General features: G+C 68.7%; 12 protein-coding genes and 1 pseudogene. 2 read left to right on the forward strand and 11 right to left on the reverse strand.

Annotation, left to right across the window (positions count from 1 at the left end):
- Window positions 1-135 precede the first annotated feature (135 nt).
- From ACOJVX_RS25305 to ACOJVX_RS25355, 11 genes and pseudogenes are all read right to left on the reverse strand, one after another.
- Window positions 136-1,053, reverse strand: coding sequence for a septum formation family protein (locus ACOJVX_RS25305; RefSeq protein WP_162183679.1), 918 nt, complete (start codon window positions 1,051-1,053; stop codon window positions 136-138).
- 363 nt (window positions 1,054-1,416) lie between these two features.
- On the reverse strand, window positions 1,417-1,875 hold the full coding sequence (locus ACOJVX_RS25310; RefSeq protein WP_026417908.1) for a hypothetical protein: 459 nt from the start codon (window positions 1,873-1,875) through the stop codon (window positions 1,417-1,419).
- Window positions 1,876-2,445: 570 nt separating this feature from the next.
- On the reverse strand, window positions 2,446-3,345 hold the full coding sequence (locus ACOJVX_RS25315) for an acyl carrier protein (protein WP_418155742.1): 900 nt from the start codon (window positions 3,343-3,345) through the stop codon (window positions 2,446-2,448).
- Window positions 3,346-4,224: 879 nt separating this feature from the next.
- Window positions 4,225-4,701, reverse strand: coding sequence for an acyl carrier protein (locus ACOJVX_RS25320; RefSeq protein WP_337662232.1), 477 nt, complete (start codon window positions 4,699-4,701; stop codon window positions 4,225-4,227).
- Window positions 4,702-4,864: 163 nt separating this feature from the next.
- Window positions 4,865-5,971 (reverse strand): annotated as a pseudogene (locus tag ACOJVX_RS25325) (AbgT family transporter); the annotation flags it as partial.
- A 29-nt stretch (window positions 5,972-6,000) separates the two neighbouring features.
- On the reverse strand, window positions 6,001-6,612 hold the full coding sequence (locus tag ACOJVX_RS25330) for a GNAT family N-acetyltransferase (RefSeq protein ID WP_418154784.1): 612 nt from the start codon (window positions 6,610-6,612) through the stop codon (window positions 6,001-6,003).
- Window positions 6,587-7,345, reverse strand: coding sequence for a lasso peptide biosynthesis B2 protein (locus tag ACOJVX_RS25335; protein WP_422647137.1), 759 nt, complete (start codon window positions 7,343-7,345; stop codon window positions 6,587-6,589). Before ACOJVX_RS25335 ends, ACOJVX_RS25330 begins: the two co-directional genes overlap by 26 nt.
- Window positions 7,342-9,162, reverse strand: coding sequence for an albusnodin/ikarugamycin family macrolactam cyclase (locus ACOJVX_RS25340; RefSeq protein WP_418154782.1), 1,821 nt, complete (start codon window positions 9,160-9,162; stop codon window positions 7,342-7,344). The genes ACOJVX_RS25335 and ACOJVX_RS25340 overlap by 4 nt, the downstream gene beginning before the upstream one ends.
- A gap of 80 nt (window positions 9,163-9,242) precedes the next feature.
- Window positions 9,243-9,383 (reverse strand): albusnodin family lasso peptide, encoded by a 141-nt coding sequence (locus tag ACOJVX_RS25345; protein WP_418154781.1) that lies wholly within the window; start codon window positions 9,381-9,383, stop codon window positions 9,243-9,245.
- A gap of 198 nt (window positions 9,384-9,581) precedes the next feature.
- A complete protein-coding gene (locus ACOJVX_RS25350; protein WP_418154780.1) occupies window positions 9,582-9,821 on the reverse strand; it encodes a hypothetical protein in 240 nt (79 codons plus the stop codon).
- Between the two features lie 207 nt (window positions 9,822-10,028).
- Window positions 10,029-10,721, reverse strand: a complete 693-nt coding sequence (locus ACOJVX_RS25355) for a helix-turn-helix transcriptional regulator (protein ID WP_422647138.1) — start codon at window positions 10,719-10,721, stop codon at window positions 10,029-10,031.
- On the opposite strand from ACOJVX_RS25355, the gene ACOJVX_RS25360 reads away from it, so the two are divergent.
- Window positions 10,618-11,511, forward strand: coding sequence for a helix-turn-helix domain-containing protein (locus ACOJVX_RS25360; RefSeq protein WP_418154778.1), 894 nt, complete (start codon window positions 10,618-10,620; stop codon window positions 11,509-11,511). The genes ACOJVX_RS25355 and ACOJVX_RS25360 overlap by 104 nt on opposite strands.
- The gene (locus tag ACOJVX_RS25365) at window positions 11,489-11,704 is read left to right on the forward strand and encodes a DUF397 domain-containing protein (protein WP_418154777.1); all 216 of its coding nucleotides are present in this window, start codon (window positions 11,489-11,491) and stop codon (window positions 11,702-11,704) included. Before ACOJVX_RS25360 ends, ACOJVX_RS25365 begins: the two co-directional genes overlap by 23 nt.
- The last annotated feature ends 278 nt before the right edge of the window (window positions 11,705-11,982 follow it).

Here is an 11,982-nt window from a genome sequence, read left to right on the forward strand (position 1 = left end):
GGACAGACCGGCCGGCGGGGTCCCTCGGCCTCGCCGGGACGGGGACCACCACGGAGGTGGGCGAGGGTCGACACCACGTGTCCACACCACCCGGCCGGTGACCGCCCTCCCCCGGGCCCACCCGCCAGGCACACCTCAGACGGGCAGCGGCCGGTCCCCGATCCCCAGCAGGGTCCCCGTCACCGGCTGCTCGGTCTCCACATAGCAGACAGCCGAGTTGTGACCGGCCTGCCAACCCTGTTCGGTGGGGATGCGCCGCACCGTGCGGACATCCGCCCGCTCGCTGATACCGAGGTAGTTCTCCACGGCCACCGCGCAGTGGGGGCTGGCCACCTCGTCGATGTCCGACGAGTCCGGCAACTGGTCCATCGGCGAACCGAGCGGGACCGTGCCCGGCACGGCCTCACCCCGGTGCGGTTGGTCGCACGGAACGATCCGGATGGACTCCTCGCTGGGCGGTCCCTCGGTGCAGATCTGGAACTCGTAGAAGGGTTCGCCGACGAGCGCTCCCCGCAGCGAACCGGTCCGCTCCACCGGCTCGGCACCGTCCAGTTCGGTGACGCCGCAGACCAGCCACCGCTCTCCCCGGGCCCAACCCGTCTTCGACGGCCAGACCGTCCACGGCGCGAGTCGGGTGGCGTCCATGTCCGTGCTGCCCAGGTACTCGGCGGCCGGCTCACCGCACTGGGTGAGGGACAGGCTCAGCAGCTGCTGGTCGTCGGGACGTTGCCTCGGCAGGTCGTCCGGGAGTTCCAGGACCTGAGCCACCTCCAAGGTGTGGGGTCGCGAGCAGCCGACCGAGTCGAAGCTGCTCTGGTCGACGACCACACAGGCCCCGGGTTCCGGCAGGTCCTCGGCGCCACGCACGTCCGGTGGCAGGACGGCGGGTTCGGTGGCATCGTCGGCGACCCCGGACCCACCGGTCGCCGCCGCCGTCTGGCGGGTCTCCCCCGCCGCGTCGGGGGGCGCGGACTCCGGACCACTGCAGGAGGAGAACGCCACGCCCAGAACCGGGAGCAGCCACAACCGTCGCAGCACCGAGTGCCCAGCCACGCACATCACCCATTCCCTGTCCGTTGACCGAACGGTATCGCCCGCCCCCCGGCACGTCTCCCGACGGGCACCCCGAGGCCGGAGCGCGAGGATCGGAACGGGTCGGCGTGGCTCCGCCGCGAGGTCGACGCGGCTCCGCGCCCCGGTCCCGGGTCGTCACGGGTCGGGGTCTCCGCATACTGGCAGGCCGCACGACCGATGACCACACCCCGGGAGGAGTATTCGCCGGTCGGGCGTGGCGGCCGGCCCCGCGGTCGCGGGCGGGCCTGGGTCGGCGGCCCGCGGTGGTCGGGCGGTCCTGTTCACACGGCCCGTCCCCCAGCGCCCCGAGGTGAGCTCTCCGGCGAGGTACCCGACGACGGTTCAGAAGGACCGCGACGCCAACTCGTGGACGGGGGACCGCAACATCGTGGCTCCCTCCTCCAACAACACCGCCAGTCGGTCCGCCGCCTCCCCACCGAACCGCACCCGCCAGTCGGGGACGCGGTCGCCGTCCAGCCACAGGACCACTCCGGACACGGCGGCCGCCAGGTACAGCCGGGCGACGACCGCGTACGGGTGCAGCACCGTCACGGCGGACCGCACCCGGCCCCGGATCGCCGAGGCGGCCTGCTCGGCCTGACCGCGTTCGAACCCGATGGTGCCGAGCATGGTCGACGCGAGTCGCAACACGACGAGCTGCTTCTTCGGGCCGATCTCGACCATGCTGGTGACCGGACCGGTTTCCTCGTCATACCCCTTGAGGTGGTGGAACCAGCTGAATCTCGAGGAGTCCGCGGTAGGCACCAGGTCGTCGGCCGCGATGGGCATGTGCTGGGTCATGACGCCTCCCGGAGGTGCGGACGGATCGGGATCGCGGGAACCGGTGGCAGCGGTACCGCCGGGCTCGTCCGGAGATCCGCCTCACCGACCACACCGCTCGACGCGAAACTCACATCACGGTCAGTATCGTGCGGTCTCGGGGACGACTTCAGCGATTCCACCCGGCGGTGCGCGATGATCACGCGTTGGCAGGCCGGGGTGGCGGTGGGTAGCCAGCTCCCCGGCCGGGTCCGCACCGGTCGGCTGGCGCGGGACCCTGCTCGGGCGAAGCGCCCGTCCCAGAGCCGCCGCCACCGGGGATCTCATCCCACGGCGGGGCGTTCTCGTCCCACGGCCCCGAACCGGGGGTCGCGAGCGGGCGAAGCCCAGCAGAGGAGCCGAACGTCTCCTCCTGGGTGGCGGTGCCTCCGCCACGTCGGGACAGGGCCCGGATAGGCGTCCCCGCCGTAGTGCCTACCCGCACCACGCCTCCAGCCGAACGCGCACATGGCCACCGGCTGTCAGCCGATGGCCACGTACCCGCTGGGAGGGCTGGCACGAGCGCCAGTCCCAGCGCACGAACGGGTGGGATCAGAGTCGTCCGTCCGAGCTCATGTCCTTGGGCTTGGACGGCGAACCCGGCAGGCACTCGCAACCGTCGCCCTCACCCGGCTTGCCGGGCTTGCCGGGCTTCCCCGGCTTGCCGGGCTTCCCCGGGTCGCTCGGGTCACCGGGGTCACCGGGGTCTCCCGGGTCGCTCGGGTCTCCCGGGTCGCTCGGGTCACCGGGGTCGCCCGGGTCACCGGGGGCGCCCGGGTCACCGGGGGCGCCCGGGTCACCGGGGGCGCCCGGGTCGCTCGGATCACCCGGGTCGCTCGGATCACCCGGGTCGCTCGGGTCACCCGGATCGCTCGGATCACCGGGGCCACCCGGGTCGCCGGGCAAGCAGGGTGAGCACGGCGCGCAGCCGCACCCTCCGCCGGAGACCGACGATTCCGAGGTCTCCGAGGTCTCCGAGGTCTCCGAGATCACCACGTCGAGCAGTGCGTGGACGACCTTGTCCCCCACGAGGTGGACCAGATCCCCGACGCTCTGCAACGCGGCGACCTCGTCCGCCAGCAGGGTGACCTCGTAGCGTTCCTCGACCGAGCGGCTGATCGAAGCCAGATCCTCGGCTGTCGCGCCGAGGTCCCGACGCAGGTGGAGGGAGTCGTCGATCTCCCGCCTCGGAACGGCGAGACGCGCGGAGATGATGCCGTGCACCTCCTCCCGTACCTCGTCCAACAAGGGTTCTCTCGGGCGCGCGTCGTGTCTCGCCACGGCGGAACCCGCGTCAGACCGTGGCGAGCTCGTCCCCACACCGGACACCGGGGTGCCGGCGACCTCAGCGGCCGGTCCCTCGGCCGCCACCGCCGACGTGAGCGGCGCCAGGAACAGGCTCGACGCGGCCGCCGCGACGGCGACTACCAACTCCTTGCGAAACTGCCACACAGGTTCTCTCCTCTCGGTGGGCAACCCATCCAGATACTCCGCGTAGCGGGACAAGCGCGCTCCGTGACTCCCCTGCTTCCACGCCAAGGGGTGAGCGCCACTAACACTGGTGGTGGCGACCAATGGCCACCACCAGGCACTTCCGAACCACACGGCTCGATCCAGCCGTGTGGGAGAAGGCTTTCCGTTTCATCGGACGGCGCTTTCCCAACCGCCGTGCGAGGCCGTTCCGTGCCGAGCCACGGTCAAGGTGGTGGGGGACGTCCCGCACGCGTCGTCGCTGTCGCTCCGCGACGGTACGAGCTGGCCGGCACTGGCGGCACGCCGGTGGCCCAACGCCGGAACCCGGGCGCGCCAACGTCCGGTCCGCCCAGCACGGGCAACCCACCCCGGCAACGCTCGGCGCACCCGTGGTTCGGGATCCTCGACCAGGGGGAGCCTCCCGCGCACCCTGGGAGCCACGAACTCGGGCGGGCGTTGTTCCCGTCCGGCGTGCACGACGTCGTCCGATCGACGAGCAGGGCGGGGGATCGCCGGACACGGCCACGGACAGGAAGTCCGGCGCGGCTCCTCGGCTGACGGGTACCGGCCGCCACCGCGCTGTCCTGTCGCCGTGCTGGGCGACCACGTCCGGTACCGGCGTTCGGAGCCAGGCGTCACACCCGCGACCTGGTGAACCCCGCGGGGACGCCTGACCGCCCGCATCACGGGGTCATCGGAGCCCCGGCCACGCCGGTCCTCCTGGCGACCACGGCTCCCGAACGAACACGGAGGTCCTGGGCTCGTGTGCTCAGGACCTCCGTACGCGTACCGGCCGGCCGGACCGGTGCCGGCACGCACGTCGGGGGAGAACCCGGGTTCACCCCCCGCTCACCACCGTCACCCCGCGGGCCTGGATGCCACCTCACTCGTCGCGCCACCATCCGTCGACAGCGCGTCACCGTTCAGCACGGACACCAGCTTGTCCCGCACCAGCAGGACGAGGGATCCGACATCGCTGAGTTCCCGCACGTCCAGCTGGAGCAGCTGGACGCCGTAGGTGGCCTCCGCCCCGTCCACGATGCTGGCGGTGTCCTCCTCGGTGGCCCCGAGGTCGTCGACGAGGTGGTGCTCGTCCTCCACCGACACCGAGCTGATTCCCAGCTGGTCCGCGACGAGACCGTGGATCTGGTCGCGGAGCGTTCCGAGTCCGAGTGCCCTCTCCTCCTCGGCCAGCTCCCCGTGGGTCGACGTACCGGTTGGGGACTCGCTGGCCGTCGACCCGTTCACCGCCTCCGCGTACGCGGTCGGGGCGACGAGGACGGATGCGGCCGACAGGCCGATCAGCACTGACAGGTACCCACGACGCTGTCCCACAGTGTTCTCCTTTCCCACGTCCAACTTCCGCATCGATGCTCTGCTCTACTCACTCGTAGCGCCTGAGCACCGGGGCTGCTCCACTCCAAGGAGTGAGCCCGACACGCTTGCGCCGACCGGTGAAGATCGCTATTGCCGGCTCGCCCGTACCGCCGCTGGCGGATCACTCCCCGACAAGGACGCCCATTCCCGGTCCCAGCGGCAGCTCGGCCACGTAGAAGAGCGTCAGGATCCCGAGCCACGCCACCCAGAAGGGGACGACGAAGGGGAGCATCCGCGCGATCACCGTGCCGAGCCCGGCGGTGGGCTGGTACCGGCGGACGAAGGTGAGCAGCACGATCACGTAGGGGTTCATCGGGGTGATCACCTGCGTGACGGAGTCGCCCGCCCGGAACAGCGCCTGCGTGAAGCCGGGCTCGAAGCCCACCAGCAGGAACATCGGCACGAACACCGAGGCCAGCAGCGTCCACAGGCTCGACCCGGAGATGATGAGGAGGTTCAGCACGGAGGCCAGCAGGACGAACCCGACCAGGGCAGGGTACCCCTCCAGCCCGCTGCCGCGCAGGAACTCCGCGCCGCGCACCGCGAGCCAGGTGCCGATGTTCGTCCAGCCGAACAGCGCGACGAACTGGCCGAGGGCGAAGGCCAGCACGATGAAACCGGACAGGTCACGCACGGCCAGCCCCACCAGGCGGGGGACATCGGCCGAGGTCCGGATCGCACCGGTGGTCGCCCCGTACGCGATGGCCGGCACGGCGAACGCCAGGAAGGTCAGCGTGGTGACCGAGGACAACAGCGGTGACGACGGCAGGTAACCGCCGTCCTCGGCGCGCAACGGCGACGAGGGCCACAGGGCGAGGGCCCCCAACATGGCCACGAGGGTGAGCAGCGCGAGGCCGGCGGCGGCGAGACCACGCCGCTCGGCGGCGGTGACCGTCGGGGACACCTGGTCCAGGTCGACGGGCGGGTCCGCGGGGCCGGTGGGCGGGTCGTCCTCCACCACCGGTGACCGGGGGAATCCGGACCGCTCCAGACCCGGCTCCACGACCCGGGTGATGACCACCCCGACCAGCAGGCTGAGCACGACCGCCGAGACGACGTTCACGTAGTAGTTGGACAGGGCCGTCACCTCGGTGCCCGGCTGGGCCAGGGAGGACACGACACTGTCGGTGATGCCGGCGAACAGCGCGTCGAGGCTCGTGACCAGCACGGACGTCGAGTAACCCGCACCCGCGGCCGCGAAGCCGCCGAGCAGGCCGGCCACCGGGTGCCGTCCCGCCGCTGGGCCTGTCCGGAGTCCTACAGGGCCGGTTCAACGATGTGTCGCACGACGGACGGGCCGGGGAAGTCGGCCGGGATGGCGTCCATAAGCGTTTCGTTGGAGGGCTGCCCGAGCCAGTATCCGGACTGTCGGCGCTCGCCGATCTTGCGGAACCCGGCCTTCTCATAGGCTCGGATGGCTGCCGTGTTCGGGGACAAGACCGCCAGGTGGACACACCGCAGGTTCGTGATGTGGAAGGCGTAGTCCAGCGTGAGGCGGGTTGCTTCGGTGCCTATGCCGTTACCCCTGCTGTCCGGGCGGAGTTGGATCACGAATTCGCCGGTCCGGACGTGGTGATCGATGAGGACGGCCGTGGTGCCGACGGGCGTCGGCGGGTTGGTGGTCATGTCGTAGACGGTGAACCTGAGTTGGTCATCGGTGCCGCGCGCTTGGTGCTGGAATCCTTCCCGGCGGTTTTCCAGCGAGTCCGGTGTCTGACGGCCGTAGCCGATCAACACGCCCGGGTCCTGTTCCCACTGCCAGTACAAGTCCACCAGGTCACCGGAGAACGGGCCGAGTCCGGCACGCTTCCCACGAATCCACACGATCGGTTCGCCTTGCTCGCTAATCGTTCTCACCTCCGCTGTCACGTTCCGGGATGGTGCGCAGCACGGCGAACCGCGCCGTGGATGGCGGCTCGGCCACCCGGTGTCCGTCATCAGTTTCCACCCATGCGTGAAGCCGGACGGGGTCGGCCGCCGCGCCGTGGCACCACGTCACCCGTTGGCGGGACGCGGCCAGCATCACCACGACGGCCGCTGATTCTTCCAGGCAGGCCACGCGTCCCGGTGCGACCAGCCCCGCCCGCCGTACCGCGTTGACGGCTTGGCAAGCTTGATCGGCGGTGGCGCTACCGGTGCCGCGCCGGACCATCCGCGTCAGTAGCCACATCAGCCGTGCCATGCGTCGGTGCCTACGGCCTGCCGCCAGCACGCCGAGCACGACAGCCAGGGCCGCGCCCGCACGCACCGTCGCCCCGAACGGCACGCGAACCGGCTCGGCGCGTCCGGCCGCCATCTCCTGTGTGCCCCAGCTGGGCACCCACGACGGCCCGGCGGCCGTAGGTCGCCCCGGTCGGTGCGGGAACGTCGGCACGATCAGTCCGGCGGCCAGGAGTTGGCGACGCAACGTCTGTGCTGCCAGTCCGTCCAGCACGCCGCGCGCGTCGCCGTTGCCGGTGGTTGTCGCTTCGCCCCACCAGCGTGCGGCCGGACCGATCAGCGTCTCTACGCGGCCGTTGCCGTAGTTCACGATCACCGTTGCCGGGCCGACGTCGACGGCGCGGACGTGTTCAGGAACGGTGATGTACCGGTGCCGCTTCACCTGGCCTCCTTCGTGGCTGCTGCCGGTGTCCACGCCACGTTCGGCGCGTCGGCCAAGGCGCGTAGCCACACTTCCGCCGCTACTGCGGGTTCCACCGTGGAGAAGGCGACGGGCAGTCCGGCCGCTGTCATCGTCAGCGTGCGCCGGAACTCCGCGGGGTTCACGAGGCCCAGCGCGGCCAACCGGCCGTCCACCAGGGCGTGAAGTTCGTTCAGGTTCGCGCGCATTCCGTGGTAGTGGTCGGAGTTGAAATCACCTTTGGTGGTCCGCGCGGCCAGTGCGGCGGGGAACAGGTCGGCCAGAGCATCCCGCAGTATCGGTTTGTAGTCGGCGGGGCCGGGTCGCTCGTCCAGAGGAAGCGACAGGTAGGCGTCAACTACGCGAGAGTCGGTGAACGGATTGTGCAGCGGCACTCCGGCCGCTTCGGCCAACTGAATGTCGGCGCGTGCGGAGCGGCCCACGTCGGCTATCCCTTCGGCTGCCACGGTCGCGGCGAACAAGCCGATCGGAGGCTGGTCTGCCTGTTCGGTCATCGCTGACGCGACGGCCACAGCCCGTGACCGCGCGTCGTAGGTGGCCCACGGTGGTACCAATTCCGTTGCGCACCAAGCGATATCCCCATCCGTGGGTTTCCGCGCGCCCGTGAACAGGTCAACGGACAGGCTCGCCAGCGCGCCCGCACGAGTGGTGCGCGCGGAGCGGTAGGCCGATGTCAGCAATGGCCATACCGGGAGTCGTCGCAGCCTGGCCCATCGAATCGTCTCGATTAGCCCCCGCCGGTGGTGCCCGGTCGCCAAGAGGTCGGCGAGCATGATCGGTGGGGAGCACAGCAGGCTGTCTCCGCCGTCGCCGGTCAAGTGGCAATCGGTGCCGAGTGCGTCCCGCATCCAGTGGAGCTGGCCGGAGAACCGTGCGTGCGCGACCGTTGACGGTGCGGGTTCGTCTGTGACGGGGACCGCGCTCAGTGCGGTGTACGGCACGTGGTCGGAGTCCAAGGGCATGAGACGGTGCGTGATTCCGGAACGCTCTGCCGCCAACCGTGCATACTCCAGGTCTCCGCCCGCCGGGTGGCCGACTGGATACACGGTCACCCCGGTCACCGTTTGACCGTGGCCGGCCGATTCGTGGGCCAGCAAAGCGAGCGCAGTGGAGTCACAACCGCCTGAGAGGTCCACGGTCGGCGCGGACGCGGCGTCCACTCGCAGGGCCACAGCCGCCGCGAGTTCGGCCCGCAAACGTCGACGGGCCGACCCCGAGCGCGGCCGAGGCGACCACATCCGGTTCGTCCGAATCATCCCGTCGCGGGTCACGGTCAGGCGGTGCCCCGCCGGCACAAGATCCACTCCCGTGAACGCGGACTGTCCGGCCAACAGCAGGGGCACCGCTGGGGCGAGCATCCATGCGGCCAGTCGGTCCAGGTCCAGCCCCGCGTCGGTCAGCCCCGCCAGCGCCCGGGAACTCGATGCCCAATACGCGCCACCATCCGCCGACATGGTGTAGATCGGCCACGCTCCACCGAGATCGGTCCACACCTTCGTGTGCTCGTCGGTGATCTCTACCGTCGTGTAGCTCCCCGACCAGCGCCAAGCGACGTCATCGGGAGCTCCAAACGCGCCGAGCCGTGCAAGGTCTTCCTGTGCGATGCCGCACGGGCCGATCACGACGACGAACCGGCGGCCGGTGCACGTCGTGCGGACCTCGGGTCCGGTCCACTGTCCGGCCGTCCAGACTCCCGGCACGCTAGGCCACGGCCGCCCGCTGTCGGCCGGGGTTCGTGGTGGTGCCGTGGGGTTACTGAACCCCCCGAACCAACGCATGGCTGCGCCTTCCTGTGGTGTGTCCTGAACATGGTTGGTGCCCGGCCCGAATCCGGACCGGGCACCAGAACGGACGTGGGTTAGTTGTATGCGCGCCGCTTGTCCTCGGAGCTGCCCTTGCCCTGCCCCAGCGTCACCGCCGACGCTTCACCGATGCTGACCAACAACACAGCCGCGTCGGCCGTCCGGCCGTCGTCCGACTGGTCGGTGACTGTCTCCATTTCTGCCCTGCCTTTCATGGTGTTCACCCGATTCGTACCGGTCATTCGTTCTTTGCGTACCCGCAACGGAGATTGCGCACTGCCGGATACGAGTGGTCATCTACGACGACACGCGCCACTCGATCATATAACGGCCGGGCGAGTTTGTCAGCAAATTCGCTACCGTCGTACGACGGCATGGCAAGAATCGCCACACCTTCACGCGGCGTTCTGATGCTCACCTTCGGCATCTTCGTCCAACTGGCGGAACCGGGCCACTGCCTCTGCGAGAACGGCGACCAACCTGTCCACCATGTCGCGCGTGATCACCATACCCAACGATCCGGTACGCGATCCGAATTCGATTTGCAGTTCACCTCCGTACACGTCTTTCTCAACAGAGCACGATGAGTCCAGATTGACCCACGCGCCGACCGATATTCCTTGATTGATGAACATTTCCCCGCGCCTTTCATGCCGCAACAGAGCTAGCGGCTACGTGGTGTGTGAACATTTCGTGTTGAATATTCAGGACTTGCCTCAAGTGCGGGCCGATTCTTCTTCAATGAGCGCCCGAAGTCGCCGTCCACAGCAGGCCGCCGCCGAACCCGGCGAGGACAGCAACAACGATCGCGCCGACGAACACCAAACACGGACCCATGCCTTTCACCTCGCCCCGTGTCCGCAGGGCGGCACGTCGCACGTCACGGCGTTGGGCAGAAGCAGGTGGTCCAACCGCTCCATCGTGACACCAAGAACACGGGCAAGGTGGGGTCGTTGCCCAGGGTTGGGAACGTGCGCGCCACGCTCCCAACGGCTGACCGTCGTGCGATCGACTCCCAGCGCCTCGGCAAGCGCTTCCTGGGTGAACCCGACGACCACCCGGCGGCTTCCCAGCAACGGACGGGGTGTTCGGGCCATGACTCGATCATTCGATCCTCTGGCGACGACGGGAACCGCGCCGCTCGACTCGCCCTCAACTTGACCGCCCGAACCGTGGATGAGGTCGGTCGCCTTGACGCCACTGCCGAGTCTGACCAGGGAGGGAGCGGCTGGCGGACGGCCATCGTCGGTCCGCCGAAGGAGCGTTCTACGATCTATCGCCATGAGTCCACGCCTCCCGAGTGCAAGCCCACGCAGGTAAGGGGCAACTTGCCCGCTAGTCACTACCCTGACTGGGTGAACTCTGCCGTTTGGTAATGACACAGTGCACACGAGACACTGCGAAGTGCCCGGAGCTGAGGGAGGTCGATCGGTGGTCAACGCGCGTCCGACCGTGGAGCGTCGGCAACTTGGCCTTGCCTTGAAGCGACTACGTGAGCAGGCCGGTAAATCGCAACTTGACGCCGGGCAGCACATTGGGAAGGACGATTCTCGAATCAGCAAGATCGAAGACGGCCTTGCTACGTTGAGTGCGGACCATCTCGACAGGTTATTGGACCTCTACGGCGTCACAGGAGATGACAAGGACACGATCATCGCCGTAGGCGCGGAGGCCCGGAAGCGCCAGCCTCGCCGGGCTTACATTGACCTGCTGCCCGGATCGTTTCAGCGGTTCGCCGACTTGGAAGCTGCCGCTACCAAGATTCACTGCTACGAATCGGGTGTCATCCCTGGCCTTTTGCAGTCGCCCAGGTACGTCAACGCCCTGTTCGCCGCCGCGGACAGCGTTTGGTGGGAACCGTCCGATGCCATCCGCCAGAACCGGGCCAACTTTCGATTCCGGCGACAAGAGACGACTTGGCGAGCAAAGAAGGATAAGGGGCTTCATTTTGTCGTAGGCGAGGCCGCTGTGGACGACCTGACCGGCGACATTGAAGTCATGAGAGAGCAGCTACAACACCTGCTTGACGTGGCCGAACGCAGGCCGAACGCAACCATTCAGCTGTTGCCGAGGACTGCGGCGGACAATCCGGCGCGCGGCGGAGGGTTGACAGTCCTGGAGTTCGGAAGCTCCGTTCCTCGTATTGGGTTCGCGTCCGTAGTTCACGGTCCATCCACCTACTACGATGACGGGGAGGACACCACCGCAATGCTTCGCACGTTCCAGCGGCTATGTGACCTCTCACTAACTCCAGGCGACACGAAGAAAGCAGTCATCCGAAAGCTAGAGAGGTTGCAAGGAAATGCTCGTTCCCATCTCCCCTGACACGGGGTGGTTCAAGAGTAGCTATAGCGACAATAGCTCTAACAACTGCGTGGAGTGCCGCATCGTCAACGGAGCTGCCGTCTTCGTTCGGGATTCAAAGAACCCCGGTACGCCGCTCTTCCGTTTTACGCCGGAAGGCTGGACGTCATTCCTTTCTGCGGCAAAGGAAGGCGAGTTCGACCGGCCGCGCTGATCATGCGGGCCGATGCGCCGAGGTCGCTTCAGTTCGGGGAGCGGCCCCATCGCAGGCACTTGACCGATCCGTCGTGGCAGCGCCCCTGAGGGGACGGGGCAGCAGCACCGGCCAGCCATTCGCGCCACCTCCCCGTGCCGTACGCCGGTGCACACCCTTCGGGTGGACCTGAGGCGCCACAAGGGAGATCACGAGCAATCAGCCGAACGTGGGTCCTCCCGGGACGGCCGGGGCGGGCCGGGGCCGGGACTGGTGGGAAGGCCGGCCCACGACGTCGG

Origin of the sequence: Actinoalloteichus caeruleus, from assembly GCF_049311605.1 — a bacterium.
Taxonomy (GTDB): Bacteria; Actinomycetota; Actinomycetes; order Mycobacteriales; family Pseudonocardiaceae; genus Actinoalloteichus_B; species Actinoalloteichus_B caeruleus.

Bases quoted from the DNA above. Each gene is read 5' to 3' on its own strand.
- ACOJVX_RS25350 (WP_418154780.1), bottom strand. From the start codon at position 9,821: ATGTTCATCAATCAAGGAATATCGGTCGGCGCGTGGGTCAATCTGGAC.
- ACOJVX_RS25355 (WP_422647138.1), bottom strand. From the start codon at position 10,721: ATGTGCTGCCCGGCGTCAAGTTGCGATTTACCGGCCTGCTCACGTAGT.
- ACOJVX_RS25340 (WP_418154782.1), bottom strand. From the start codon at position 9,162: ATGCGTTGGTTCGGGGGGTTCAGTAACCCCACGGCACCACCACGAACC.
- ACOJVX_RS25345 (WP_418154781.1), bottom strand. From the start codon at position 9,383: ATGGAGACAGTCACCGACCAGTCGGACGACGGCCGGACGGCCGACGCG.
- ACOJVX_RS25365 (WP_418154777.1), top strand. From the start codon at position 11,489: ATGCTCGTTCCCATCTCCCCTGACACGGGGTGGTTCAAGAGTAGCTAT.
- ACOJVX_RS25310 (WP_026417908.1), bottom strand. From the start codon at position 1,875: ATGACCCAGCACATGCCCATCGCGGCCGACGACCTGGTGCCTACCGCG.